This is a genomic window from Okeania sp. SIO2C2 (assembly GCF_010692625.1).
GTDB lineage: Bacteria > Cyanobacteriota > Cyanobacteriia > Cyanobacteriales > Microcoleaceae > Okeania > Okeania hirsuta.
This window is the reverse complement of record NZ_JAAHGM010000030.1, coordinates 1-26,278: the sequence shown is the minus strand read 5'-3', so window position 1 is coordinate 26,278 and position 26,278 is coordinate 1. Positions and strand designations below refer to the sequence as shown.

Genomic DNA, 26,278 nt, shown 5'->3' with positions numbered 1-26,278 from the left:
ATAATTAATAATTAATAATTAATAATTAATAATTAGGGTTTGCTGATTAACTATAAAAGCATTTACAGATAAAGGTTGTAGCCTTTTTGCTGCGAAAAAAGTGTCAGCTTTTAGCTCCGAATTGCCCAAAATACTCACATTTTGAGCAGACAAGGGCAGAAAAATTGAGCGACAATTCTTTCGACTGCTTTCTCTGTAATTCCCATTCATTCTGACTCCTGAGTCCTACCCTCCACAAAAAGACTTTTGAGCGCAAACCCTAATTAATAATTACCGAATAATTAATAATTAATAATTAATAATTAAATAATTCTGGTTTAAAGCCTCCCCTTTGAAGGGGAAAAAAAGAAATAATATTTCCTTTGGTAAGTCTTGTATTACAAATAATAAAGTTAAGTAGACTAGAAAAAGTTAACATATTATTCTTAAGTGTAATATAAAACACTATATGAGGTGATTATGCCTAGTTATTCCACGGGTCCGCAGCAAATCAGTATTAACCCAAGTGGCAAGTTAGTAACAGTTGCTGCCTTTGCTCAATCAAGTGCTAATCAAACAGTAAAAATTGTTGATTCTAATGGTAATGAAGTATTCTCTGCTTCTGGTAGCAGCAGAAGTGGTGGAGTATTCACCTATATCGGTGGTGGTAGCTTCACATCAGCAGGAGATGGAAATTACACAGTTACTCTAACAGAAGGTTCTGAGATATTGGTGGGTGAAGACGCTATTATAGAAAAAGGCGAAGTCTTTTTGCACCGATATTCTTTCATCACTAACGATGGTGGTTCTGATGCAAAACCCGACTTTAATGATCTTTTTGTAACTCTCTCTGTATTTGGTTACACTGGTTAGTCCAGTAGAGTGCGTTAATGAAATGTAACGCACCGTCTATCGCAAATATTTCTGGCAAAAATAACTTTCTCTCATAACTGAAGTTACCAAATATCAAGAATTTGCTCGAATAAATAATATTTAGAAATAGAAAGTCCAAGATATAGCAAAGTTTATGGTAATTGGTATTACTTCTGCTATGATGCCTTTACTTAAACCAGCATACAACCCAAGTATTTCCGTGACCCCACTCATCATCAAATGTATTCGGGTTGAATACAAATCTCCCCAAATTTCCCTCCTGGGGGGGTTAGGGGTGGGTCTCCATCTCCCCATCTCCCCATCTCCCCATCTCCCCATTCACTAAAGTCAAAAGTTAAAAGTTAAAAGTTAGAAGTGATATCTGATATCAAATCCATGTAATTGGGGATAAAAAAATGTTCCATCTTCAACCATTACCAAATATTTCTCGCTCTCCCCATCTCCCCATCTCCCCATCTCCCTATCTCCCTATCTCCCCATCTCCCCATCTCCCCAAAAGGGTACTTTATCAACCAGATTCTATATTACTCTCATCTCCAGCTTTTAACTCAATTACTTCTGTAGGAATAATTTTCGGAATATTGGTGTCCGCAGGTTGTAAATTAGTTTGATTTGATGGTTTAACGTAACTATTTTTAATTTCTTCAAGCCAATTAATCATTAAAACTTCTATTTCTTCAAAAGTTTGTTTTTCTTGTAATTCTGATAGGAACTTAGTTGTAAACTGTCTGACTAACTGTTGTCTAAGTTTGATACTTACCGCATCTGGTTGTGTTTGATAAGCTTTTTGCGGAGAAGTAGCAACTGTACTTGATATTTGTATCACTAAATTATTGGCAATTTTATCCGGTAAGCGACGTAAAAAAGGTATTTTTTGTAAACGTCTATATATAGATAACTGCTGCATAGACTGTTCAACGTGATAGCGTAAAAAATCTTCAATATCTGGATAAATTTCTGGAAGAACTCTACAAGCAGTTACTTCAAGTATATTATTAATAATTTCCTGAATGTTTCCATGGTCATTTTTATCTACATCAACTTTATCTGATTTATTTTTTGATTCAAATATAGCTTTTTTTAGAGAACCTTTACTAATATTATTCTGAAGCTGATTAATACCCCCACTGACCACAACTTGAATTATTTCCTTAGCAAAACTACCAATTAGTTGGAATCGAATATTTGTGTATAACTCTTTCATATCTGGTAATTTAACTTTCTGTAAACGAATAAATGCAGTAATTATTCGCAGCGAAGGTAGCCAAGGTTGTAGTAAAAAAACATCATACCAACGCTTTTTAACAGCACCCCATAAACTTAAATTAGAACGACAACTGATTAGTAAAGTCCGCCCAATAAACTCTATCCAAAATATAATCATCCAAGGTAAATCTACTAACCAAAATCTATCTACAAATTCCCCATCCTTACCCAGATCGCGAAAGTAAAAAGACTGCATTAAAAACTGAATATTTTTTGAAAAAAAATCTAACTCTTCTTCCCATTGGTATCTTTCTAGATATTGACTACTCCAGAAGGTATTAAACGCTATTTTTGATGATTTATCTGCCAACAAAATTTCTGGTGCTAAATATTGGAGCAGATTTAATGACTGTAAAATTTGAAGAGCAGGAGTTAAACTCATATTACTATCTGGAATCTGGCTATAAATATGTTGCTTCATCCGGTATTTTATTTGAGTTAAAACTAAAATATGATTAACTATCTGGAAATCATAATCTCTATCAATTAATTCGGTACTACGACCGCGTAATTCTTTGAGTAAAGGTTCTATTTCTTCTGCTTCTAGACCTTTTTTTTCGAGTAATATCTTCAGTTCACTAACTGCGATTAAATAATTTTGTGAGTCTCGGAATGGCTCTATTCCTTTAATTAAATCATACTGTAATTTCGGCTCATACAATAATATTAGAGGACGAATTTTTCTATTGAAAAATTCTAACTGACTTTGCCAACCTTGTGTTTCTAAGTAATTTTTATCCCAAAACATCTGTACTGCTTGTGAAAAACTTTCTCTTCTGGTGTGAGTAGTGAATATTTGCCTAATTTTTGCTAAATTTCCATAATTATCGATGACTTTAAATGGAGGACGATTAATAAATATTTCAAAGCTACTAATGCGTAAATCGTCTAATAAATTTTTTATTTTTGGTGACTCTAAACCATTCTTTTCTAACTCCTCTTGTAGATTATCTACTTTTTGGAGATATTTTTTTTGAGGAGTATCAGTGATTGTTTGTAGGTATAAATCTATTTTTAAGTACCAATGACGAATTTTTATATAAGTAATATCAAATATTACTAACATTACATTAGCAAGAATTAGTAATGCCATAATTCGTTCACTCAGTAATAGTAAACGTGAACGGTGAGACTTAGGAAATTTTTTTGATGACATAGTTATATATAGCAATCAGGAATCAGATGTGAGAATTGAGGTGTTCCTTTGAAGTATAGAATATAGCAGTTATCTTATTCTTATGTATTAGTTTTTTTCTTCTTCCCTATTCCCTATTCCCTATTCCCTATTCCCTATTCCCTATTCCCTCCATACCTAAAACAAAAGTCTCCAATATCTCACAACTAAAATTTTATGGCTATAGCGGGACTTTAGCAAATTTTAAGCCCAAACAAATCCCAAACTCTCTTTATGAGAGGTAAATACGTCAATGTTTTCATCTAACCACTCAATAAAACGATAAGATATTGCTGTACGATCGGGCTTCTAAAGTATCAGTAAAGGTCTTTAATGGTTTGTTAGCCCAACGCCTTCTTATACCTCCAGTTAACTGATGCCAGATAATAAATGTATAAGCACAAAATACTAAAATAAAATGCCTTTTCAAGCTGATTTTATCTCTGACTTGATATTCTCTTAGCCCTAACCATCCTTTGGCTTCCCTGTAGAAAACTTCGACCCAATTTCTCTTAGAATAAGTAGAATATATCCACTCTGAAGTTACATATTTGTGTTCGATATTAGTGATATAATAGTTAATATCAGTGGCATCAGAAAAATTTTTAGCATTGATCACGATAGCTATAGTTTTTTGACCTGACATCCTAGATAGTTGTACCTCTAATGTGGCCACCCAAACTTCTTCTTTCTTTTTTGTGCTTAGTTGAACTAAGTTAAAAGCTTGTGTGGATATAGTTTCAGCTAGCTGACCTAATCTGATTTCCTCTTTAATATTATCCTGTTTTTTGATGATTACTTTTTCCTACGGAATGCTACGCAAACGATTTTTAGCTAATCCTCCTATATAAGTTAAATTTCTTTTTTCTAGTTGATTGAGGAATGATGTATTGTTACCATATCCCCCATCAATTAACACAATTTCTGGTTGATGTCCTCTAGACAAACATTGGTCAACTAGAGACATTGCTAAGTCTGGTTTCTTAACAAATTCTGAGTCTTTTTTTCCTAAAGGTAAAGAATCCGCTTTTTGATATAAAGCTATATCTAAAGGTAGACTTTTTACTCCATCATAAAGATGAGTTGTCACCACAACTACACCATTATCTGTTTTTCCTATTTCTCCTATATATTGTCGCCCTACTCCAGCAGTTAAACTACCACTTCTTGCTCCGTCTTTACGCCCTCGGAAACCTCAGCGCAGGCGGTGCGCTTTTTCTATGGCCTGAATCGTCTATAATTAAAGCAAATGAACGAGAAGGTTTTGTTTGACGACATTCCCACATCACTTGAAGACGACGCTCCCATACCAGCATCTACTGACCAATTTGCTCGAACTAAAAAATGCCGTAATTTGTGGTATGACAGACCTACTGTGTTGTTTGATATCTGAGACAAGTTTTTTCTGTGGCTTTCTCCTAATAGTCCTCCTATATAGTCTCTAAACCCTGTTTTTTGAGCTTTTGTTTTAAATACATTGTTAAAGCGATTTGCGTAACGCAACGCTACCGCGAACGCACCATCGATGGAAACAAGAGGGCATGGCCACTGAAGTTGTTTCTTTCATTGGACTTTCCCCAGGGAGTAATTAACGTAAAATACTTGTCAGGTATATATTATAACCTTTTTTTTACCTTTTTTTACTAAAGTCCCGATAGTTTGAAATTCAAAATTTCCTATTGCTAAACTCTTATACCAAGCGTGAAAAAAGAATGTTACGAATCATCAGGGCAATTAAAATACTTTATAGGAGATGTCTCTTGGAGAAAAAAGATAAATTTAGACCTAAAAACTGCTATTAAAGCTATTCCCATACGACTCCTGATTCCTAAGAAATATCTTAGTTATTTGTAGCAAAAATTTATCAATTTGGTATTATAGCAATTTGATGTGAGGCTGCACAGAATTAGGTGTTAGGTCGTAGGTCGTAGGTCGTAGGTAGCGTTGTCTTATACAAATTTTATGTGAGGTTGCACAGAATTATGAAATTTATTAACTTGTCTATCTAGCTCTACATTCAATTATTATTAATATATTATTCTATGCAACTTAGAAATGAATTTGGTATTAATATATTTTATTTTATAGCAAAACTAATAAATTATTTTAGGATTGATATTTAGTTGATTTAAATTGATATAGTAGTCGAAGGAAAGGGCACGGATATATCAAAAGCTTAAGACTCAGACAACGCCAGATTTTTCCTTATTTCCTAGGTAATTAATCGCCTTCTTTCTTCTTCCTTCTTCTTTCTTCCTTCTGCTATAAATAGTCATAATTATTGATCTGCTGATTAAATCTAAAAGCATTGACATATAAAGACAAGTGCCTTTTAGGAGCCTTTAAAAAGTACCTGGTTTTCAGCTCTTCACGCTCAAAAAGTTAGTATTTTAGACGCATAGTTGGGCATAAAAACCACTCTTACAATTCTTACTCCTACCTCTTTGTTCATTCCTATTTCTCCTGTCTCCAGTATAGCTGTCTCCTACAAATAACAAAAAGACTTTCCATACACAAATCCTAATTAAGTACTATAAAATGCACCAATATCAACTAATTAACAATAAATTTTTAGCTAAAACTATATAAGTTATAAATAGCAAAAATTTGTCCTACCGAATTTACCTCTAACGATATAGGAAACTTATTTAAGTTGTGAAATATTGTAGACCCTGATAGAACACCGGATTTGAGAATAGTCAAATTATTACGAATAATTTAGGATTGCCATATCATATTTATCAGGACTTACGCATGCTTGACCTTGAAAACGCCATATGTAGGGGCGCAATTCGGAGCTTTGCGGAGCGCAAATGGCATTCGCCCTCACTGGATTTAGTGTCCATGCGTAAGTTCTGTTTATGCTAGATTTAAAAAAGTGGCTAGAACTAGGCTTATAAATTTGTTCTAAAAAAAATTAGGAATTTGATCATCTCTAAGCTCTGAAGGTTTCATTTAAGTGAAAAATTAGCCTTCTGAGTCGGAACTGTATTAACAGTAACTACCGCCATCTTTCAGTAGCTTGAAATCAGAAATATTTTAATCTTTATCCCCTTGTAGGACTACAGCCCTTAGTATAACCAAAAAGAAGCTTTTTACCTATTTTTTTTTGCCAAGTTAATTAGAAGGTAATAAGTTGTAGATTGCAAAATATCTACTACCTAAAACCTACCACCTACCACCTTCTTAAATTTTAGACCTAGTTTCAGAACCTAGTCATAAATTAATCAACCATACCTAGTCATAAATTAACCAACCATTTGTAATGACTTAGTAGTAAATTCTATTCCCATCCAACTACCTCCATTATTACTAGAATGACTAGCTTTTTCAGCTATCTCTAGAACTAAACCAGCTTCCATCAAAGAGAATGGTTCAGTATCTGGATTATTAGCACAATCTAGGAAATTCTCAATCAATCCATTAAACCAATTAGTATGACCAGGATCGTCAAAATATGTAGGCACAAAAATATGCTGAACTGGTTTATCTTTAACACTTAAAAACACATCATTATTTTCAATGCTAATTTCTCCTTCTGTTCCCTGAATTCTGTAATAAGCTTTTGGAATAGACCCTAAAGAACTAACACTAATATTGATTAATTTGTTCTCCCAATCTAAGCAAAAAACAGCTACATCTTCAAGTTTACTATTTGTTTCATTGAAACTTCTAGTATGTGCAGATATACGTTGAGGAAAACCACCAAATAAAGTTTGAGCAACAGAAATTGCATCTAAACCATGGTCTATCATAATACCACCACCAGATAGTTCTTTGTCTTTTCCAGACACACCTGGTTGAAAACCTACACCAAATATATTAAATGACGCAAATAAAGGTGTTCCTATTTCACCTGAATTAATTAAGTAGGCAGCGTGAACGATTGAAGGAGCAAATTTATAATTATGACATGGATATAAAATACGTTTTCGTTCGTTTGCTATATTGATTAATTCATAATATTCAGCTTTATTTAAAACTAATGGCTTTTCACATAAGACGTGCTTATCTGCTGCTAATGCTTGTTTAATACTTTCGACATGAAAAGCATTAGGTAAACAAATATCTATTATGTCTATTTCACTAGAATATTCTTCTAATAAATCGCTAAATTGTTCATAAACTCGGATATCTGCATATTGTCGAAGTGCTGCTGCACGTCTAGATGTTACTGGATCTACTACTGCTGTGAGATGAATATCAGAACGATCTCTATATACTGGTACATGGGCTTTCTCTGCATTAAATCCAAAACCAACAATCGCTACTTTCACAATCTAAAATCCTCTTAAAGTATGTTAATTTTTAACATTTTTTTAACAAAACTTATAATTTTTGTCAAGTATTTTTTTTTGAAGTCCACTCTTAAATATCTTTCTGATTTTATTATGGATAAAAATTATCCAATTTAACTCAATAATTTAGTAATCATAGCTTAAATAAGTTAAATTTTTTCTTGAATCAAAAATCTCAACTCAGAAATAGATATTACTCTTTGATATTTCTCAGATATATAGCATTTACATTTGGATTGTAAATATATTTTTGAAGAAAAGGTAATAGAGAATAAAGTACACAAAGATTTTATATTGAAAAAACTACTCTTCTCTTTGTGATTTTGCATGGAAATGTTGTATTCAAGCAAAATTTAGTTAAATTAAATCTTAAGTATAACTATTCGAGTAATTAGCTTGATTATATTAACTTGAACCTGATTTAAAGAAATATAAAAATTCCCAGTTGTTAACTCACTCTTAATATCAACAATTACCGAGAGTATTAATAATATTTTTATAGTGTTTCTCAGACTAATGAGGTACACCTATCTTTATTTCTATTCTATTCTTTTCCCTATTCCCAGATCCGGTGTTCCCTAAAACAAACGAATTTTGTACCTCACGCCTCTTGGGAATTGCTATATCAAAATTATTTATTAATTAAATGCTATTTTGAGACCATTCCTTATTTTTAGACAAAAAAAATCATGTCTCAAGTCTCCCTTTCTTAAATTATGCATCTTCTCGTCTCCATATTGTAGGAGGGCCTGATAACGTAATTCCTTTGTAATACCAAGTGTGAAAAAAGAATGCTATACTTAAGTTACAAGTGACACTTCAATTATTAAGTAATTAACAAATAATCAATTACTTTTTTGATAATTATTAGCCAGTTATTGTTAATTATTCTTATGTTTATTTCTCGCTCTCGGACGTTGCATGCAGCATCCCTACTACCCTACTCCTAAGCAGTGCAAAAATGTAGCAAACATTTATTACCCTTGATATAAGAAGCTAGGGTAGCTCCTCTGTCAAGAGGCTAATTGAAGCCCACAGTTCCTCCGGCAGGAAGCTAACTGAATTGACTGAATAATGTTAAAGTAATCTATAAATATAACGGCAATATTAAATCAATTAACCAAGATGAAAATTAAAATTCCCAGTAATAACGGCGAGACTTTTTCCGCTTACTTAAAAACACCTACTTCTACACCTGCTCCTGGATTAATAATTATCCAAGAAATTTTTGGAGTTAATGAAGTAATGCGTAATATAGCTGATGAATATGCTCAAGCAGGTTATGTGGCAATAGTCCCTGATTTATTTTGGCGTCAAGAAGCAGATATTGAACTTACCGATAAATCTGAGAGTGACTGGCAAAAAGCATTTGAACTTTACCAACATTTTGATGAAAATAAAGGAATTGATGATTTAATTTCTACAATGAAAACTCTCAAAGAATTACCAGAATGTACTGGCAAAATTGGCAGTGTAGGTTTTTGTTTAGGAGGAAAACTCGCTTATTTAATGGCTACTCGTTCCCAAGCAAAATGTAACGTTAGTTATTATGGAGTTGGCATTGAAAAAAATCTTGATGAAGCTGCTAATATTCAAAATCCATTAATACTTCATCTTGCTGAAAAAGATGAATATGTTTCTCCAGAAATTCAGTCTAAACTAAAAATTGAATTGAGTAATTATCCTTTAGTAACAATACATTCTTATCCAAATGTTAATCACGGCTTTGCTCGGATAGAAGGAAAAGACTATAACTTAGAAGCTACTAATCTTGCCCAAAGTCGCACTATAGAATTTTTCCAAAAATATCTTGACTAAGTTTTTAGTTTGACACTGAGTCACTATTTTTTAACCCACTCCCAATAAGTTGATTATTCTAAATTATATCTGGTTGATTGACTGCTATTATTGGGAAGGTTTTATTGAACCGAAGTTAAGGCAGATAATAAATTGAATAAGGAATATAAGCAAAGCAAGTAATTTATTAATTATAAATTATAACTACACAAGAATCACTGATAATCAAAGCTTCCATAATTTCCCAAGTATACTAAAAAAAAATTTGCTTAAATGCCATTACTGACAGTCAAGAACTATATATAAATTTATAGAATATTAGTATTGTTATCTATGTAGATTATAATCAATGAAAATTTTATCATTAACTTCTATTGTTGCTGCCACAGTAATTGGATTTTTAAATATTCCTATAAATAATCGTTCTGCTGAAGCTCAAACTACTAATTTTTTCTGTGGGAGAATCGGGGCAACTCCAGCAACAATAGCCACTAAACAAGGCCAAAATATTCCGATTATTCTCTGGAATTCTAATAATTATTTTACCGAATCAGGAGAAGATGCCCTGACTAGATGTACTAGAGTATCTGGAATTTTATCTACTCAACAAAGAAACGGATATCGAAGTATCACTGTCAGTATTTCTAAAAATGGACAGCCAATGATTTGTGCTGCTAATCCTCAAGATGGTTCTTGTAGATTATTATATCAAGTTCCTAATGGTCAAAATCCTCAACAAGCTAGACAAGAATTATTGAGAAGAGTTACTAATCCTCAGCCAAATCTACCACCAATTACTATTTATTAAAAGAATAAGTATTAAGCAGAAAAACTTTTATAATGATGATAGGAAAAAAGTAGTTATCAGTTTTCAAAACTTGAGAAAAAGTCAAAGCCATAGCAAACATTGTTAAAATTTCGAGACAAACCATGCTAATGTCTAGTTTTCAAGAAGGTCAAATATTAGGATATTGCAAAATTGTATATCATCTCCACAAACCTAACAAAAGTCAGGCAGGGGGAGGGCGTTTATGGATACAAGAAAGCCAGAAGTTCAAGTTATCCTTGACATCCTCTCCGGCCTGTTAGCGTTTGCGCAGCATTCCGATCGGAATGCTCCTTTGTTAGCGCAGCTCCTCCGCAGGAGGCAAGAGGCAGGCACGGAGATTCCTACCGAGTCTTAGTTATTCGGTGGGTTGACGTTTTGCTGGCGCAAAACTCCGCTAACATTGGCTGCTGCACCTACCCCTCTTGCTCCCCTCCCGGGAGGGGATGGGGGTAGGTTACGCTTGCCTCCAGGTCTGTTTTTTGTCTCTGACTGCCCGCCCGCGACTAATATATTTATTGCTGCATTCTAATCTCTATGGTGTTTTGCGCCACAGTTAAGGCATTCCCATTCTCGCATCTGAAGGTCTAACTTGCCACCTTTAAAGCCACAATTTGAGCAAACTTGACTTTTAGGTTCCCACCTGCTAATGACTCTAAAATCACGAGCGTATTTCTCAGCTTTTCCTTCTAAGAAAGTTCTAAATTGTCACCAACCTAAATCGGATATAGCTCTGGATAATTTGCGGTCTCTTGGTGCGTGTTCCCTTGCGACTGGCGTCATCGCGGAGTCGCACCGCTTTTTTACCATGCCAGAAAGGTTTCCTTCGGAATGCTTTGCAAACAAATCTTCTAAAACAACTGTTTGGTTGTCACGAATTATTTTAGTAGATAATTTATGCAAAAAATTAGTTCTTGTATCTTTGCAGTTTACCATGGAACTTAGCTACTCTAACCCGTGCTTTTTCATACCTTTTAGACCCTTGAGTTTTATTAGATAATGACTTGCTTAACTTTCGTTAGTACAGCTCCTCTGAAACAGGCTACTTCTTAATTCGTTTTTTGAGTGGTTTTGGTGCATCAATCTTTGTACCATTACTCAAGGTTGCAAAAGTAGAAATGCCTAAATCTATACCTACTGAATTATCAGTATGAGCCAAGGTTTCTGGTATAATTTCTACTACAAAACTTAAGAAATATCTATTAGCTGAGTCCTTGATAATTGTTACTGATGATGGAGCAGCAGGCAACTCTCTTTACCAAACAATTTTCAGCTTTCCAATCTTAGCTAAATAAACTTTATGTTGACCAATTTTAAACCCTCCTTTTGTAAATCTTGCAGTTTGTTTTAATTTCCTGCTTTTGAATTTAGGAGGCTTAACAGGTTTACCTTTCCTCTGGCCTTTTGTTGATTTAAAAAAGTTTTGATAAGCTTGGTTTAAATCATTCAAAGATTGCTGCAATGGTATGCTGGAAACTTCTGAGAGCCACCCTCTACATTCAGTCTTCTTAGCCTGAGTAATAAACTGTTTTTGTAGTTCAGAATTAGTGGGTTTCTTTGCTCCCGATCTATACTTTTCTTGACAATAAGCTAGGATATCATTCTAAATAACACGGACAGAACCAAATAGCTTTGCTAATTGGTATCTTTGTCCCGGTGTTGGATATATACGATACTTAAATTTAGCTTTCATAATTCCTATCTAAACTAACAGCATGATAACATATATGTTGAAAAAAAAAGCTAAAAAGTCGCCCTAGAAGGGCGGGGCTTTAAACCCATTTTTTTGGTAAAATCTTCCAAGATCGAGAACCAAAAGGTTTTGGCTAATCCCAATTAAGCAGCCAAATCATCATTATTGAATAGCTCAAAAATCTGCCGACAGAAATATTTCAGTTTGGCAGCAGATTCTGTTGTGGGTTGGGTATTTCCCACAAAATGCCAGCCACCCACCGTTGATAATTTCCATTGTTCTCCGCGATGATCGTAACCAGCAACTTCCACTCCAATTACACGAGAATAAGCTTCAATAGGATCTTGATATAAACGAATTTGCACCAATAAACAACGACTTTCCAGAGACCTACTTCTACCAGGCAAATGAAAACCAATATCTATAGAATCTGGGTCAACTAACTCCAAAGTATCTGGATCGTTCATCCAGGGCTTGAGATCGACCTTAACATCTACAAACTGGGACTTAAATAAATTTACAATCGCAGCAATCTTACTCGCTACTTGAAAATTTTTGGCCTGTTCTGCAGCATTTACCATATATGCTCCTCAAGAATAAAATTTCAGATTATTAACTAACTAATTTAAGTAAAAATCAAAAACTGTGATTATTGGGACAATTATTAATAATTTTAGATTTTCTACTTATTTGTTAAACAATAGCTTCGAGGGTTTAGATTTGATTGGGGCTAAAATTTTTCGTTTAAGTCCCAATCTCAACAGCCAAAAAGAAAATTGTTAACTTTTGACTTGACTACTTTTTAATTGATAATGCTAGTATCAAAATAATTAACCTAATTTCTAACATCTTATGCTTCAATATCTTGTGGCTCTTATAGCAACTGCAATCATTGGTTATACAGTTAATTCATCTGTAAAAGTTATTGATGAAGGAGATGAGGCTTTAGTAGAACGCTTGGGTAAGTATAAGCGCACTTTGAAGCCTGGACTTCAGTTTGTTCTACCTCTAGTAGAAAAAATAGCTCATGTTGATACCATCCGCGAAAGGGTCTTGGATATTGACCCTCAGTCAGTCATTACTAATGATAATTTGACATTGCAGGTAGATGCAGTAGTCTACTGGCAGATTATAGAAATCGAGAGAGCGTATTATGCAATTGAAGACGTAGAAAATGCTATTGATAATATAGTTTTAACTTCTCTGCGTTCTGAAATTGGTCGCTTGCCACTTCAAGAAGTTTTATCTACAAAAGATGAAATTGATAAAGCTTTGTTGAAGAAATTGGATGAAGCTACTTCTAGTTGGGGTGTCAAAGTGATTCGTGTCGAGGTTCAAAATATTATTTTTCCTGAAAAAGTGCAAGCAGCAATGGAGTCGGAAAGGGTAGCTTTAAGTGAGAAAAAAGCTATGCTTGAACAAGCAGAGGGAGAAAAAAGAGCTGCTATTGCTAAAGCTCAAGGACAAGCAGAGTCTATAGAGGTTCTTTCCAAAATTTTAAATTTGCGCCCAGATAGTCCAGAATTTATGCAATTTCTGATTGCTCAAAGATATTTAGAAACTAATCAGAAATTAAGTGAAAGTGCTAATTCTAAGGTTCTATTTATGGACCCGAAAGCCATGTCAGAAGCATTAGCTGAATTAGTGGGAGATTCTCCTGATTATCCTCCACTAAACGATCTACCTATTTCACCATCTAAACTGAAAAAATCTGATTAGTATCATGTCTCATAGATATTGGGATAGGGAGTAGAAACAAGGGATAAGAAGATTTTGATTATGGTTTATTAAGCGAAATCAAGATAGTTATGACCGGGGAATATATCCAGTTTTAGAGATGCTAGCTGGGTAAATTTTTTGCAGCTTTTAATCAGGCAGAATAACTATCATTAGCACTTTTTTATAAACTATTAGACATCTGGCGGTCCTAAAAAAGAAAAATAAAATCAACTATCGTACATGAATTATCAATAATTATCAATTATTTCCCCCTACTCCCTACTCCCTCTTTTGGAGGAAATGTCTATTGATATTTAATCAATAAACTTATAAATTAAAATAATTAAAGTAAAGTAAGAACCTTAGGAATATAAATTCTTGCCACTTGGAAGTAGCTAGAGATGATTTTGGTCAAAAAATTAACCTTTTTCTTTACTTCCTTCGAGTTAAAATATCTAATACTAAACTAGCTAAAATGCGCTCCTATTCATTAATTGCTCCTGCTAAAATCAATCTGTATCTGGAAATCATAGGCGATCGCTCAGATGGCTATCACGAATTAGCAATGGTTTTGCAAAGCATTAGTCTTGCAGACAGAATAGATATTCGTGCCATTGGAATTGAAACTATTGTGGTTCGATGCGAACATCCTCTGGTTCCTGCTGATGCTGACAATATTGCTTACCGAGCAGCTTCCTTGATGGGTAAACAGTTTCCAGATGTATTTGCCAGGTACGGTGGCGTTGAAATTACTATCAATAAGCAGATTCCTGTAGCAGCAGGGTTAGCAGGAGGTTCCACAGATGCAGCAGCGGTATTAGTGGGATTAGATTTAATGTGGGAACTTGGTTTAACTCAGGGAGAGTTGCAGGAGTTGGGGGCACAGTTGGGTTCAGATGTTCCTTTTTGTGTTAGTGGCGGTACAGCATTGGCAACTGGACGTGGCGAAGTTCTCTCCCCACTACCAAATTTAGACCAACTTTATGTGGTTTTGGCTAAATACAAGAATCTCTCTATTTCTACACCCTGGAGTTATCGCACTTATCGTCAAGAATTCGGTCATACTTATATTGATGATACTGAAGCTCGGGAAAATAGCATACAAAGGGTACATTCTGGACCAATGGTCTCAGCGATCGCTCACCAAGACAATATAGAAATTGGCAAACTATTGCACAACGATTTAGAAAAGGTGGCTTTACCAGAATATCCGCAATTATTAAAATTAAGAGAAGCTTTTGCCTCCCAAAATGTTTTAGGAGCTATGATGTCGGGGTCTGGACCTACTATATTTGGTTTGACAGAATCTCTTGCTCAAGCACAGGAAGTTGAGGCCACAGTAAAAGCAAAAATGGCTGACCCCGGTCTAGAATTCTGGATAGCACAGTTTAACTCTAGTGGCATTACTATTGCCCATTGAAGAGGGAAGAGGGCAGGACGTAGAAGGTAGAAGGAACATATAATACTTTGAATTGGCAATAATTAATAACTATTATTCTCTGTTTGTTGTTGTTGAAAACTCTAGAAATCTGTATTTTATTTTGCCAAGTTATAAACTGCTATATTTAATTTTCATTTTTCCCAGAATTCTAATATAGCAATAGCCAGACCTGTTAGGAATTATGCTGACCATCGATCTTAGACTAGGCAATATTTTTCCAACTATTTCCTATTCCATGTTCTCTATTATAGTTACAAACAATTTTTAGTCCGACTTCAACTATTCAAAATATATGACTAATTTAAGTCCTAAATCTGATAAAAAATCGGCTTCAAATGTCAATCCTTTACAATGTTTGGCTAGTGCAATAATTTCTGGTGGATTAGCCACACTTGCCTATATGTTAATGAAATCTATTTCTGAAACATTTGCTAGTAAACCTATTCTTTCAGATAACGTTTTTGTGGTGAATATTTCGACTGCTGTTCGTGCTTTAGTAGTGGGAGTTATTGCTTTAGCTACTTGTATGTGTGCGATGGTTACTTTAGGTTTAATCGCCTTAGCTATACAAATTATAATTCAGCGATTTACAAATAAGGAAATGCCTCCAAATGAAGGTTAAATAGTAAAAAATTGGGGGATAAATATTTATATCATGTCCGTCTTAAATTAGTAGACATCTCCAGAAAAGAGGGAACAGGGAACAGGGAACAGGGAACCCACCCCTCACCCCTCCCAGGAGGGGAGTAATTGATAATTTATGGATAATAATTGATTTGATTTTGAATTTTCACCAGATGTCTAATGATAAAAAGGCGTTGCATCATTACGGGGTGATCTGTAATTTTTTCATCATTTGAAAATATTTTCAAATTACAGGCGGTTGCTGAATACCTAAAAACCCAAATATCACTGGCAAGTTTGCACTTTTAAAGCTTTTCTCTTTTCAGTAATCAATCAATCGCTTTATAGTTCAAAGTAAAATTGGGCGTTGGTAATTTGAGGTATGATATCATGTCCGGATAAGAGCATGATAAAACTCCATTCCGTTTACACGACCAAAAAACTTTCTCCTTCTATTCCTCTTTCTTCTTCTTTCTTCCCTCCTGACTCCTGACTCCTGACTCCTGACTCCTATTCCTTCTAGTATAAAATTTCCTTCAACTCAGGTTAATTATACCTTCATCAAAAACACGATTATTTACATCAATACCTCTAACGATAATGTGGTCTTCATAAACATCAAAAGCAGCAAAACTAAAATCACTTGTAGAATATTCAGTCCACTCTGATTTCCCTACAAGACGTTGTTTGCCACCCGCACCACAAATTAAATAAGTAGTACCATTAATTGAGCTAGTTCTTTCATAATCATGTTCATGTCCATTAATATAAAGCTGAACTCTATATTTTTTAAATAGTGGAGTTAAAGTTTGAATAAAATCTTCATTTAACCCATACATTCCAGAAGAATAAATTTGATGATGACCAAAGACTATTTTCCAAGGTGCCTCACTTTTACTTAATTCTTTTTCTAACCATTTTAATTCTGTTTTCCAGTCAGCATTAATATTAGTATCTAAGGCAAAAAATTGAATTGGGTAATACTGAAAAGTATAGTATCTTCCTGCCATATTAAAACCTGGATATTTTACTTCCAAGTCTCCATTTTCAGTACGAATATCGTGGTTGCCCAGACAGGCATAAAATTTAACTTCTTTTTCTAGTAAAAATTTATATGGTTTCTCAAAAACATCTTCTATTTTTTCAATTTCTCCATCTTCATAAATATTATCGCCACCAAGAATTACAAACTCAAAAGGATATTGTAAAAAATAACTCCTCATAGCTTCAGCTACAGCAAATTGATCTTTGCCTTCTGTACCAGTATCCGCCACAGCAACAAATCTGAAAATAGGGTTTGTTTTAACAGAGGAAAAATTGTTTAATGTCAGTGCATTAGCAGAAGTAAAAAGCCTTAATTTTTTTACTATTTTGCTGCATATACCAACAACACTAATGCTGCTGAGACTACTTAAAAATAAAAATTGACGACCTTTAATACTCATCGTTTGAGAAAATAAATTAAGTAGAAAAAGGACTATAGTCCAGAATACTAATTTGTCTTTTATTAATTTATCGTTTTATCCATCGATTTGTTTAGTCCAAAAGGTATAAAGTAAATGTCAGAAGACCAACCACAGCAACCAAATTTAGAACAACCTGAAACTGAAGCAGTCTATCAAGAGTCAACAGAAACTGCTTCCGTGACACCGCAAAGTCCACCTGAACAACAATCTACTACTGAGAAAAAATCAGTAGTGACAAAATCTGGCCTTGGACAACAGGTTTTAGGATTAGTTCGTTCCTTATTACCAGCGTCCCTAAGTCAGAAGCTTTCTGATGGGTTATTGACGGGGGCGATCGCTGGTATTTTTGTCCTCATTCTGGTAATTATTTTTGTTTCTTTTTCCCCTGGTCAACCTGCTACTGAGGTAGCGGATATTCCTATAGCTGAAGAAATAGAAGCGATCGCCCCGACGGATATTCCTATAGCTGAAGAAATAGAAGCGATCGCCCCGGAAGAGTCTCTACCTCTTACAGTAGATCCAGAAGTATCTGAAGATTCATTTGATGAAGCACCTGAATCTGTGGAACCAATTGTAGTTTCACCTCCAAAGTTGACACCAGAGCAAATTTTAATTGTGTCAATTCAAAATCAAATTGATGAGCTTACTAATCAATATGGTGCTGGAATTATTGAATCTTTAAGAGTTAATTTTCCTAGTAGTTTATTAATTGTTGAACTGAATAATGATTGGTATGAAAAAGCTGAGGAAGAACAAGATCAATTAGTTAACCAAATGTTTCAAGAAGCACAAGATTTAGACTTTAGTAAGTTACAAGTTATGAACTCTCAAGGTAGAGTTATAGCTCGTAGTTCAGTGATTAATTCTGAAATGATTGTTTTAGAGCGATCGCTTTTGGAAATACCAGGTTAACGAAGTCAGAAGTCAGAAGTCAGAAGGATGATTTTAATAGTTTAATAGTTTTATAGTTTTGTAGTTTTGTGGAATGGGCATCTTGCCCGTTCCTGCTCCTCAGCAATGCCAAAATTTGTTCAAAACCTATCTAGGAAAGCTATAGTATCAATTGAAATTAAAATAGCTTAATAATCGACAAAATATTTAACTAGGACTTGCTGATTAAATCTAAAAGCATTGACATATAAAGACTTTAGCCTTTTTGGGGTCGAAAACAGTACCTGGTTTTCAGCTCTTGACGCTCAAAAAGTTAGTATTTTAGGTGCATAGTTGGGCAGAAAAATCATTCTTACAATTCTTACTCCTACTTCCTCGCTTATTCCCATTTCTCCTGTCTCCTGTCTCCTGTCTCCTGTCTCCTAGCCTAGCAAAAAGACTTTCCATACGCAAACCCTAACTATAGTTGATTCAGCTATTGATAACAAAGGCATTTATACAAACAAAAAGTATATTATTAATTTTTTTTATTTATAGTGATGTTTTAATTCATCTGTTGCCATAACCGATAATTTCGTAGTATAATTAAAAATTACAGATCAAAAATTAAGTGTAGTTAGAATATTTTATGAATAAAAAAAGCGGTGAAGGATATAAAATAATTAGTGATAATCGCCAAGCTAGATTTAACTATCATATTATTGAAACTTATGAAGCTGGTGTTGCATTACAAGGTACAGAAGTAAAATCAATCCGAGAAGGTAATGTTAACTTACGAGATGGTTATGCCTTAATCCGTAATAATGAAGCATGGTTACTGAACGTTCATATTTCTCCATACCAAAAAGCAGGAGAATTTTTCAATCACGAACCTCGTCGTAGTAGGAGACTATTGTTACATAAACAAGAAATTCGTAAATTGATTGGTAAGGTAGAACAACAGGGATTAACTTTAGTACCATTGAGGATGTATTTTAAGCGCGGTTGGGTAAAAGTTGATATTGCTTTGGCACAGGGTAAAAAGCTCCATGATAAGCGTGAAACTATTAAACAACGAGACGATAAACGGACTATGCAAAGAGTAATGAAGCAATACTAGAGCTGCTACGCGGAAGTTAAAAGTCAATCATTTTTGATTTGTAATTGTTTTAGGATTTTGTAACCAGTTATTTCCGCTATCCTGCACTAGAGCAACCAATTTTATCCTTACCTTAGTAAATTTGAAGCTTTAGTTTGCTCATTCAACAATTAATTATTAATTATTACCTCTCCTTAAAAAGTATAGGATTGACGAAAAGGATTTTTTTCTTTATTTCTGATTTTAAAGAAGAGGCTTTAAACCTGAATTATTAGGTACATTGAATAATACTTATTAGTTAGTAAGTATAGTTATATTCATATTCATAATTATAAGAGTCTTCAAAATTAGTGGCGACTCTAACTCCATTATTATCAACAGTACATACAAATTTGTTTCGTTCTCCATCAATATTTACCCATCCTCGCCACTGCCAACCTTCAGCAGTTTTAGTCACATTCTGAGTAGAAGACCACCCCCCATTACTAGGAATTCCCATTTCATATTGCATAAATTCTTTACAAGAACTTACCACACTAATATTACTGTTATGAATTCGATCGCTACCTCCATAAAAACGATCAGGAAAATAATCAGGATAAGTTTCTTTATGAAAATATGCTGTTACTTCATTGTTATCAATATTGCAAATGAAATTGCTTCGTTCCCCATCAAATTCTACCCAACCTTGCCATTGCCAACCAGATGTAGATTCAGTTATATTTCCTGCTGAAGACCACTGACTATTACTAGGAATTCCCATTTCGTATTGCATAAACTCTTTACAATAACTTACAACATGATTAGTTGGAATGTGATTTTTAATTCCTACTTTTCTACGATTTATATAGTTAGGATAACCAGAACTGTGATCGCCATCATTTTTAAGTTTAATATGACTATTGTTACCAACGTCACAGGCTGTTAGAAAAACAAATGTAGCCAAAGTTATTGCTAGGTTTTTGCTATTCATTGTTCTGTGCTATAAAATATAATTTATAACTTATAGTAGCACTAAAAGTGACTTTTAGAGCTAATTTTTTACAAGAATATCAAAATCAGCTAGTAACGTTGTAGCAGCGCTAGAGTTTTGTAACATTCTTTTTTCACCCTTGGTATAAAATTGTCCAAATTAGGATTTTATTTCATAATTCTGAAGTTGACATAACATCGTCTAATAGCAGTTTTAAATTTGGAAATAAATCAGAATAAATCAGCTCACCTAAGCGATATTGTTGCTGTTGATAAACACCATTTACTACCTGGCAAATGGTGAAAGTAGGTTGTTTAGGATTGCCAATAAATTGTAAACCTCCTAATGCTCTAAAATCGATAATCCAATATTCTGGGATATTTAAAAAAGCATATTATTCTACTTTTCTGGCATAATCATCTTGCCAATTTTTGCTAACTACTTCAGCAACAAGTTTAATAGTACTACCGTTACAAATTACAGGTTCTTTTTGCCAAAGAGGTTCTTGAGTTAGTTCTATTTTATCTAATACTATTACATCAGGTCGTAGTGCTGTAGCTTCAGTATATAGGGGTTTGATTAGGCAATTTTTAGGAATTAACCAATTAAAATTATTACGAAAAATTTCGACATAAATTCTACCAGCAATACTCCCGGCAACAGCTTCGTGAGGGCCTGTGGCTTCTATATCTCTTAATTCTCCGTCAATTAGTTCATAACGTGTATTATCCCCATATTGGGCAATAAATTCTTCAAAGCTCAATTGTTCGGATAAGGTGTAAGTCATATTTTTATTTACTTGATGGAATATAATTTTATATAAGTTTTATCAGTGATCGAACAAAATTGAGATAACTAAAACTGTCTAAATTAGGATTTTATTTAATTATAAACTCATGGTTTTGATTGTGAAGTGTAGATGAGAAGGATCGATCGCTAGTTCCTAAAATTTATGCTATACATAAATAGATGTATAATATATTTCTGGGACAGGGTTTTTAGTTACTCCTAATTTAGTATTAACTAATAATCATGTATTGCCGAATTCAGAACTGGTAAAGAACACTTTATTTAGATTTAATTATGAAGAAGATTTCCAAGGCAAAGCTCAACAAGTTTCTGAATATCAAGGCAAAATAGGAGGAATTTTTCACACTAATGAAGCTTTGGATTATACTTTAGTTGAAATTTCAGGTCAACCAGGTAAAGAATGTGGTTATCTTCCTTTAGCTAGTAGGGATGTTAGAGTCGATCAGCGTGTTAATATTATTCAACATCCAGCAGGTCAACCGAAGCAAATTTCTTTGCAGAATAATTTTGTTCAATATGTAGATAAAAATATAGTTCAATACATCACTTCAACTATGCCTGGTTCCTCTGGTTCTCCAGTTTTTAACAATAATTGGGAAGTAGTAGCATTGCACCATGCAGGAGGAAATATTCCTGAACCAGCAACAGGAAAAAAATACTATCGTAATGAAGGAATTTGGATTGGTAGTATTCTTAGAGATTTGCCAGAGGAACTCAAAAAACTATTGGCTAATTAATTTATTTAGTAGCAAATCTAAGGAAAAATAGTAGTAGTTGGATGTTTCAGTTAAAATAGTGCTTTACGATGAACACCATCAAATCTAATCTAATCAATTTACTGGTAAATTTACCAGGTATTGAGGAACCTAACAGTCGTCCAGCATATATTGAGGATTTGGTTGCCCCCGATATCCGTCTAAAAATATATTGGCAAGGAAGCATTTATGATTTTGTTAGCAATTTTGTCAAGTTTTTGGCAAAACATCGCAAATATTTACTCGGTTTTCTGGATGAACTGGCAAATAGCGATCGCTTCGGTATAGAGCGTCCTCGAGTAGCTAGGCAACTGCACCAGGAAATTGCCTTTCTGTCTCCTCAAGAGTGGTTTCGGGTTTTTGGCGTTAGTGATTGGACAGAATGGGCAGCGCTTCCTGATTGTCCTTACCGAGGTTTGCAAGCATTTCAACCTGAGCATAAGGATTTATTTTTTGGGCGGCAAAAATTTGTAGACCGTTTGGTCAAAGAGGTAGATGTTAAACAGCTTGTAGCTGTTATTGGTGCTTCGGGTTCTGGCAAATCTTCGGTGGTGTTTGCGGGATTGATTCCACAATTGCCTAAAAACTGGCAGTATGTTTCTTTTCGTCCAGGTAACAGCCCTTTTGATGCCCTAGCAGGGGCACTACCATTGAATTTGCGGGGTGCTTTAGGAATTCAGGAATTTGCAGGGCAACTCCAGCAAAGTCATGATGCTTTGCGAAAATATATTGCACCAATGCAGGAAACTTTGGTGCTAGTAGCAGATCAATTTGAAGAACTCTACACTCTATGTTCTGATGTGGAGACGCGCAAGCGATTTCTTGACTGCTTGCTAGAGGCCGCGTACAATGCCCCGCGTTTTAAGCTGCTACTAACGATGCGGGGAGACTTTTATGGGGATGCTACTGACTATAGCCCTTTTGCAGATGCTTTACAAAATGCTTGTACCAATCTGTCAAGGATGGAACCCCATGAGTTACAGGAAGCGATCGCTCGTCCAGCAGAGTCTAGGGGAGTAAGTTTGGAGGTGGGTTTGGTAGAGCGGATTTTGCATGATATTAGTAAGAAGTGGGATGAAGAGGGAAATAATGGTAACAGCAAAGCACCAGCAGATAAATTACCTTTGCTAGAGTTTGCGCTCAAGCAGCTTTGGGAAGAGGCAGCTAAAAAGAAGTATCCGGAACTGACTCATGAGGCTTACGATCGCATTGGTGGGATAGAACTAGCTTTGGGTAAATATGCAGAGAATATCTATGAAGACTTGCTACAGGGCGAACAGGAGAAAGAAAGGTATCAAGTGAAACAGATACAACACGTTTTTATCCAGTTGGTGCAACCAAGGGAGAAAGAGGATAACCAAGACACTCGACGTTTAGCAACGCGCCAGGAAATAGGGGAGGAAAATTGGGATTTAGTGTTGCGACTGAACCGGGAGGATGTACGTTTGGTGGTTATCGGTAGGGATGATGTTGTGGAAACAGAAACAGTGGAGGTGGTGCATGAGGTATTGATTTCTGGTTGGAGTCGCTTGATTGGATGGATGAATGCAAATCGGGATTTTCGGACTTGGCAGGAGAGGTTGCGGGGGGCGTTGCGGCAATGGGAAAGTAGCGGAAAGGATCAAGGGGCTTTGTTGCGGGGTGTACCTCTGAAGGAAGCGAAGGGTTGGTTGTTGAAACGGGAGGAGGATATTAGTTCCCTAGAGCAGGGGTTTATTCGAGAGAGTGTAAGGTGGAGCAATCTGACTATCTTGCTGCTTACTTTTGGTTTATTGATTGGCTTGGGTTTAGTTAGCGCTGCTGCTATCGGATGGTGGAATAATGATGTTAAAAATAAAAATGCTGAGATAGAAGCTAGAATTACTACTTTGGAAAATCTTGCAGATACTAGCTTGGAGCAGCAATTAAATGCGATTAAGCATGGAAAAAAGGTGCGGGATTTTCCACAAGCAGATCTTAACAACCGAGTTCGTGCTGCCAATCTGTTACAACAAATGTTTAGTGTCCAGCAATGGAAAGAACGTAATACTTTACAGGGGCATCAAGGTTGGGTCAACTACCTCAACCTCAGCCCCGACGGCAACCTCATTGCTTCTGCAAGCTTTGACAGGACAGTGCGTCTGTGGAAAGCAGATGGCACAGCCGTTGCTACTTTAGAAGGGCATCAAGAACGTCTAACTCATGTCAGTTTCAGTCCCGACGGAAATCTTATTGCTTCTGCTAGTTTTGACAAGACAGTGCGTCTATGGAAACCAGATGGCACACCCATTGCTACTTTGGAAGGGCATGAAAGACCAGTCAACCACCTTAGTTTCAGCCCCGATGGCAACCTCATTGCTTCTGCTAGTGCAGACGACACCGTGCGCCTGTGGAAACCAGACGGTACACCCATTGCTGCTTTAGAAGGGCATCAAGATTGGGTACGCTATGTCAGTTTCAGCCCTGATGGCAGTCTCATTGCTTCTGCTAGTTTTGACAAGACAGTGCGTCTATGGAAACCAGATGGCACACCCATTGCTGCTTTAGAAGGACACCAAGCAGATGTCAAACACGTCAGTTTCAGCCCTGATGGCAGTCTCATTGCTTCTGCTAGTGTAGACAACACCGTGCGCCTGTGGAAACCAGATGGCACACCCATTGCTGCTTTAGAAGGACACCAAGTAGATGTCAAACACGTCAGTTTCAGCCCCGACAGCAACCTCATTGCTTTTGCTAGTAATGATAATACCATACGCCTGTGGAAATCAGATGGTACACCCGCTGCTACTTTAAAAGGGCATCAAAGTTGGGTAAACTATGTCAGTTTTAGCCCTGATGGCAGTCTCATTGCTTCTGCTAGTCGTGATGAGACCGTGCGCCTGTGGAAACCAGATGGCACGCTCGTTGCTACTTTAGAAGGGCATCAAAGTTGGGTACGCTATGTCAGTTTCAGCCCCGACGGCAACCTCATCGCTTCTGCAAGTAGTGACAACACCATACGCCTGTGGAAACCAGATAGTAAACCTTTTGCTACTTTAGAAAGGGATCAAGATGTTGTTCGCCACGTCAGTTTCAGCCCCGACGGCAATCTGATTACCTTTGCAAGTGGAGATAACACCGTGCGCCTGTGGAAACCAGATGGCACAGCCATTACTGCTTTAGAAGAGCATCAAGGTCCAGTTTCTCACGTTAGTTTCAGTCCGAACGGCAACCTCATTGCTTCTGCAAGCTTTGACAAAACAGTGCGTCTTTGGCAAGCAGACGGCACACCCGTTGCAACTTTAGAAGGGCATCAAGATATTGTCCGCCACGTTAGTTTCAGTCCGAACGGCAACCTCATTGCTTCTGCAAGCTTTGACAGAACAGTGCGTCTTTGGAAAGCAGATGGCACAGCCATTACTGCTTTAGAAGAGCATCAAGGTCCAGTTTCTCACGTTAGTTTCAGTCCGAACGGCAACCTCATTGCTTCTGCAAGCTTTGACAAAACAGTGCGTCTTTGGCAAGCAGACGGCACACCCGTTGCAACTTTAGAAGGGCATCAAGATATTGTCCGCCACGTTAGTTTCAGTCCGAACGGCAACCTCATTGCTTCTGCAAGTTTTGACAGGACAGTGCGTCTGTGGAAACCAGACGGCGCTCCCGTTGATACTTTAGAAGAGCATCAAGGTCCAGTTTCTCACGTCAGTTTCAGCCCTGATGGCAGTTTCATTGCTTCAGCTAGTTTTGACAACACCATACGCCTGTGGAAAGCAGATGGCACACCCGTTGCTACTTTAGAAGGACATCAAAGTGAGATTAACAATGTCAGTTTTAGCCCCGACGGCAATCTCATTGCTTCAGCTAGTTATGACAAAACAGTGCGCCTGTGGGAACTAGATGGCACACCTGTTACTACTTTAGAAGGGCATCACAATGAATTTAACCATGTTAGTTTCAGCCCCGACGGCAACCTAATTGCTTCTGTAAGTGTTGACCAGACCGTGCGCCTGTGGAATCTCGATCTCGACTCTCTCCTAATACAAGGCTGCGACTGGGTGCGCGACCATCTCAATACCTTACCCGACAACCACAAACATAAAAACCTCTGCAACAACATCAAATAAACATCCCCAAAACCAACTCAAACCAAAATGAACCACAAACAAAACCTAGTTGACCTACTATCCAGTTTCCCAAACATTTCCACAGCTGCAGAACGGCAGGCATTCATCGATACCGTCGGTCTAACCAAACTCGCCAACGATATCGATATCGCTGGCAACACCCGCACCTTCTTTAACACCCTCATTGATGTCATCGTTAAAACTGACAGCCCCAACGGCTTATTTAACTTTATAGAACCCCTAACCGTATCTTTTGAGGGAAAGGTTATACTAAGTCGCGATATAGCTGCTGCACTTGCTCCGCCAACGCCAACTAGCAGAGAAAATGCCGTATTCGAGCAGTTTAACAGACTGTGAATGGGTTCTAATCGAACCACTACTACCTAAGAAGAAGACTTGTCCAACAAAATGGAGCAACAGAGAAATCTGAGATGGTATCTTGTATCAATTAAAAAATGGTTGTAACTGGTGTGATCTACCCTGCATATTTACCACCCTATTCAACTGTATTT

Annotated in this window: 24 protein-coding genes and 2 pseudogenes; 11 read left to right on the top strand and 15 right to left on the bottom strand. The window is 36.0% G+C overall.

All coding sequences use genetic code 11. From position 1 onward, the window contains the following. Positions 1–18 precede the first annotated feature (18 nt). The gene (locus F6K18_RS21705) at positions 19–210 is read right to left on the bottom strand and encodes a hypothetical protein (protein WP_287523941.1); all 192 of its coding nucleotides are present in this window, start codon (positions 208–210) and stop codon (positions 19–21) included. A 249-nt stretch (positions 211–459) separates the two neighbouring features. Between F6K18_RS21705 and F6K18_RS21700 the strand changes: the two genes are divergently transcribed. After that, entirely contained in the window at positions 460–852 is a 393-nt protein-coding gene (locus F6K18_RS21700; protein WP_287523940.1) for a hypothetical protein, read from the top strand. A 120-nt stretch (positions 853–972) separates the two neighbouring features. Here F6K18_RS21700 and F6K18_RS21695 read toward each other — a convergent pair whose 3' ends face one another. The 4 genes and pseudogenes from F6K18_RS21695 to F6K18_RS21680 form a co-directional block, all read right to left on the bottom strand. Beyond that, a complete protein-coding gene (locus F6K18_RS21695) occupies positions 973–1,191 on the bottom strand; it encodes a hypothetical protein (protein WP_287523939.1) in 219 nt (72 codons plus the stop codon). Between the two features lie 190 nt (positions 1,192–1,381). Next, complete coding sequence (locus F6K18_RS21690) at positions 1,382–3,295, bottom strand: hypothetical protein (RefSeq protein ID WP_287523938.1); 1,914 nt, start codon at positions 3,293–3,295, stop codon at positions 1,382–1,384. A 222-nt stretch (positions 3,296–3,517) separates the two neighbouring features. Beyond that, positions 3,518–4,880, bottom strand: a pseudogene (locus F6K18_RS21685) (IS701 family transposase). 1,681 nt (positions 4,881–6,561) lie between these two features. Beyond that, on the bottom strand, positions 6,562–7,590 hold the full coding sequence (locus F6K18_RS21680; RefSeq protein WP_287523935.1) for a Gfo/Idh/MocA family oxidoreductase: 1,029 nt from the start codon (positions 7,588–7,590) through the stop codon (positions 6,562–6,564). A 1,146-nt stretch (positions 7,591–8,736) separates the two neighbouring features. On the opposite strand from F6K18_RS21680, the gene F6K18_RS21675 reads away from it, so the two are divergent. Continuing rightward, the gene (locus F6K18_RS21675) at positions 8,737–9,429 is read left to right on the top strand and encodes a dienelactone hydrolase family protein (protein WP_287523932.1); all 693 of its coding nucleotides are present in this window, start codon (positions 8,737–8,739) and stop codon (positions 9,427–9,429) included. Positions 9,430–9,757: 328 nt separating this feature from the next. Next, positions 9,758–10,216 (top strand): COP23 domain-containing protein, encoded by a 459-nt coding sequence (locus F6K18_RS21670; protein WP_287523930.1) that lies wholly within the window; start codon positions 9,758–9,760, stop codon positions 10,214–10,216. 546 nt (positions 10,217–10,762) lie between these two features. On the opposite strand, the gene F6K18_RS21665 is transcribed toward F6K18_RS21670, so the two are convergent. The 6 genes from F6K18_RS21665 to F6K18_RS21640 form a co-directional block, all read right to left on the bottom strand. Then, positions 10,763–10,885, bottom strand: coding sequence for a zinc ribbon domain-containing protein (locus tag F6K18_RS21665; RefSeq protein WP_287524040.1), 123 nt, complete (start codon positions 10,883–10,885; stop codon positions 10,763–10,765). A 57-nt stretch (positions 10,886–10,942) separates the two neighbouring features. Next, positions 10,943–11,170 (bottom strand): transposase, encoded by a 228-nt coding sequence (locus F6K18_RS21660; RefSeq protein ID WP_240038979.1) that lies wholly within the window; start codon positions 11,168–11,170, stop codon positions 10,943–10,945. A 106-nt stretch (positions 11,171–11,276) separates the two neighbouring features. Further along, positions 11,277–11,483 (bottom strand): transposase, encoded by a 207-nt coding sequence (locus F6K18_RS21655; protein WP_287523928.1) that lies wholly within the window; start codon positions 11,481–11,483, stop codon positions 11,277–11,279. Between the two features lie 6 nt (positions 11,484–11,489). Then, positions 11,490–11,696 carry a hypothetical protein gene (locus F6K18_RS21650; RefSeq protein WP_287523925.1) on the bottom strand — a complete coding sequence of 69 codons (207 nt, stop codon included), beginning with the start codon at positions 11,694–11,696 and terminating at the stop codon, positions 11,490–11,492. Positions 11,697–11,837: 141 nt separating this feature from the next. After that, positions 11,838–11,927 carry a helix-turn-helix domain-containing protein gene (locus F6K18_RS21645; RefSeq protein WP_287523923.1) on the bottom strand — a complete coding sequence of 30 codons (90 nt, stop codon included), beginning with the start codon at positions 11,925–11,927 and terminating at the stop codon, positions 11,838–11,840. A 143-nt stretch (positions 11,928–12,070) separates the two neighbouring features. Then, a complete protein-coding gene (locus F6K18_RS21640) occupies positions 12,071–12,508 on the bottom strand; it encodes a hypothetical protein (protein ID WP_287275209.1) in 438 nt (145 codons plus the stop codon). Positions 12,509–12,779: 271 nt separating this feature from the next. On the opposite strand from F6K18_RS21640, the gene F6K18_RS21635 reads away from it, so the two are divergent. The 3 genes from F6K18_RS21635 to F6K18_RS21625 all read left to right on the top strand — a co-directional run bounded on the left by F6K18_RS21635 (position 12,780) and on the right by F6K18_RS21625 (position 15,709). Then, the gene (locus F6K18_RS21635; RefSeq protein WP_124145337.1) at positions 12,780–13,646 is read left to right on the top strand and encodes an SPFH domain-containing protein; all 867 of its coding nucleotides are present in this window, start codon (positions 12,780–12,782) and stop codon (positions 13,644–13,646) included. 475 nt (positions 13,647–14,121) lie between these two features. Continuing rightward, on the top strand, positions 14,122–15,066 hold the full coding sequence (gene ispE / locus F6K18_RS21630; protein ID WP_287524038.1) for a 4-(cytidine 5'-diphospho)-2-C-methyl-D-erythritol kinase: 945 nt from the start codon (positions 14,122–14,124) through the stop codon (positions 15,064–15,066). Positions 15,067–15,379: 313 nt separating this feature from the next. Beyond that, positions 15,380–15,709 carry a DUF3082 domain-containing protein gene (locus F6K18_RS21625; RefSeq protein ID WP_287523919.1) on the top strand — a complete coding sequence of 110 codons (330 nt, stop codon included), beginning with the start codon at positions 15,380–15,382 and terminating at the stop codon, positions 15,707–15,709. A 538-nt stretch (positions 15,710–16,247) separates the two neighbouring features. Here F6K18_RS21625 and F6K18_RS21620 read toward each other — a convergent pair. Continuing rightward, positions 16,248–17,156, bottom strand: a complete 909-nt coding sequence (locus F6K18_RS21620) for a metallophosphoesterase (protein WP_287523916.1) — start codon at positions 17,154–17,156, stop codon at positions 16,248–16,250. A 114-nt stretch (positions 17,157–17,270) separates the two neighbouring features. On the opposite strand from F6K18_RS21620, the gene F6K18_RS21615 reads away from it, so the two are divergent. Then, a complete protein-coding gene (locus F6K18_RS21615; protein ID WP_287523914.1) occupies positions 17,271–18,089 on the top strand; it encodes a hypothetical protein in 819 nt (272 codons plus the stop codon). 300 nt (positions 18,090–18,389) lie between these two features. Here F6K18_RS21615 and F6K18_RS21610 read toward each other — a convergent pair whose 3' ends face one another. Next, positions 18,390–18,515 carry a hypothetical protein gene (locus F6K18_RS21610; RefSeq protein WP_287523911.1) on the bottom strand — a complete coding sequence of 42 codons (126 nt, stop codon included), beginning with the start codon at positions 18,513–18,515 and terminating at the stop codon, positions 18,390–18,392. Between the two features lie 181 nt (positions 18,516–18,696). On the opposite strand from F6K18_RS21610, the gene smpB reads away from it, so the two are divergent. Continuing rightward, positions 18,697–19,167, top strand: coding sequence for an SsrA-binding protein SmpB (smpB, locus tag F6K18_RS21605; RefSeq protein ID WP_287523909.1), 471 nt, complete (start codon positions 18,697–18,699; stop codon positions 19,165–19,167). Between the two features lie 277 nt (positions 19,168–19,444). Here smpB and F6K18_RS21600 read toward each other — a convergent pair whose 3' ends face one another. Then, positions 19,445–20,119, bottom strand: coding sequence for a hypothetical protein (locus F6K18_RS21600; RefSeq protein WP_287523907.1), 675 nt, complete (start codon positions 20,117–20,119; stop codon positions 19,445–19,447). Between the two features lie 172 nt (positions 20,120–20,291). After that, positions 20,292–20,906 (bottom strand): annotated as a pseudogene (locus F6K18_RS21595) (Uma2 family endonuclease). Positions 20,907–21,099: 193 nt separating this feature from the next. Here F6K18_RS21595 and F6K18_RS21590 point away from each other — a divergent pair. The 3 genes from F6K18_RS21590 to F6K18_RS21580 all read left to right on the top strand — a co-directional run bounded on the left by F6K18_RS21590 (position 21,100) and on the right by F6K18_RS21580 (position 26,123). Then, the gene (locus F6K18_RS21590) at positions 21,100–21,666 is read left to right on the top strand and encodes a serine protease (RefSeq protein ID WP_287524036.1); all 567 of its coding nucleotides are present in this window, start codon (positions 21,100–21,102) and stop codon (positions 21,664–21,666) included. 68 nt (positions 21,667–21,734) lie between these two features. Next, entirely contained in the window at positions 21,735–25,766 is a 4,032-nt protein-coding gene (locus F6K18_RS21585) for a hypothetical protein (RefSeq protein WP_287523904.1), read from the top strand. A 27-nt stretch (positions 25,767–25,793) separates the two neighbouring features. After that, complete coding sequence (locus F6K18_RS21580) at positions 25,794–26,123, top strand: hypothetical protein (protein ID WP_287523901.1); 330 nt, start codon at positions 25,794–25,796, stop codon at positions 26,121–26,123. Positions 26,124–26,278 lie beyond the last annotated feature (155 nt).

Excerpts from the sequence above, each read along its gene's own strand:
- F6K18_RS21705 (WP_287523941.1), bottom strand. The coding sequence starts at position 210 with ATGAATGGGAATTACAGAGAAAGCAGTCGAAAGAATTGTCGCTCAATT.
- F6K18_RS21700 (WP_287523940.1), top strand. The coding sequence starts at position 460 with ATGCCTAGTTATTCCACGGGTCCGCAGCAAATCAGTATTAACCCAAGT.
- F6K18_RS21695 (WP_287523939.1), bottom strand. The coding sequence starts at position 1,191 with ATGGGGAGATGGGGAGATGGGGAGATGGGGAGATGGAGACCCACCCCT.
- F6K18_RS21690 (WP_287523938.1), bottom strand. The coding sequence starts at position 3,295 with ATGTCATCAAAAAAATTTCCTAAGTCTCACCGTTCACGTTTACTATTA.
- F6K18_RS21675 (WP_287523932.1), top strand. The coding sequence starts at position 8,737 with ATGAAAATTAAAATTCCCAGTAATAACGGCGAGACTTTTTCCGCTTAC.
- F6K18_RS21670 (WP_287523930.1), top strand. The coding sequence starts at position 9,758 with ATGAAAATTTTATCATTAACTTCTATTGTTGCTGCCACAGTAATTGGA.
- F6K18_RS21660 (WP_240038979.1), bottom strand. The coding sequence starts at position 11,170 with ATGGTAAACTGCAAAGATACAAGAACTAATTTTTTGCATAAATTATCT.
- F6K18_RS21645 (WP_287523923.1), bottom strand. The coding sequence starts at position 11,927 with ATGAAAGCTAAATTTAAGTATCGTATATATCCAACACCGGGACAAAGA.
- F6K18_RS21640 (WP_287275209.1), bottom strand. The coding sequence starts at position 12,508 with ATGGTAAATGCTGCAGAACAGGCCAAAAATTTTCAAGTAGCGAGTAAG.
- F6K18_RS21635 (WP_124145337.1), top strand. The coding sequence starts at position 12,780 with ATGCTTCAATATCTTGTGGCTCTTATAGCAACTGCAATCATTGGTTAT.
- ispE (WP_287524038.1), top strand. The coding sequence starts at position 14,122 with ATGCGCTCCTATTCATTAATTGCTCCTGCTAAAATCAATCTGTATCTG.
- F6K18_RS21625 (WP_287523919.1), top strand. The coding sequence starts at position 15,380 with ATGACTAATTTAAGTCCTAAATCTGATAAAAAATCGGCTTCAAATGTC.
- F6K18_RS21620 (WP_287523916.1), bottom strand. The coding sequence starts at position 17,156 with ATGAGTATTAAAGGTCGTCAATTTTTATTTTTAAGTAGTCTCAGCAGC.
- F6K18_RS21615 (WP_287523914.1), top strand. The coding sequence starts at position 17,271 with ATGTCAGAAGACCAACCACAGCAACCAAATTTAGAACAACCTGAAACT.
- F6K18_RS21610 (WP_287523911.1), bottom strand. The coding sequence starts at position 18,515 with ATGGAAAGTCTTTTTGCTAGGCTAGGAGACAGGAGACAGGAGACAGGA.
- smpB (WP_287523909.1), top strand. The coding sequence starts at position 18,697 with ATGAATAAAAAAAGCGGTGAAGGATATAAAATAATTAGTGATAATCGC.
- F6K18_RS21600 (WP_287523907.1), bottom strand. The coding sequence starts at position 20,119 with ATGAATAGCAAAAACCTAGCAATAACTTTGGCTACATTTGTTTTTCTA.
- F6K18_RS21585 (WP_287523904.1), top strand. The coding sequence starts at position 21,735 with ATGAACACCATCAAATCTAATCTAATCAATTTACTGGTAAATTTACCA.
- F6K18_RS21580 (WP_287523901.1), top strand. The coding sequence starts at position 25,794 with ATGAACCACAAACAAAACCTAGTTGACCTACTATCCAGTTTCCCAAAC.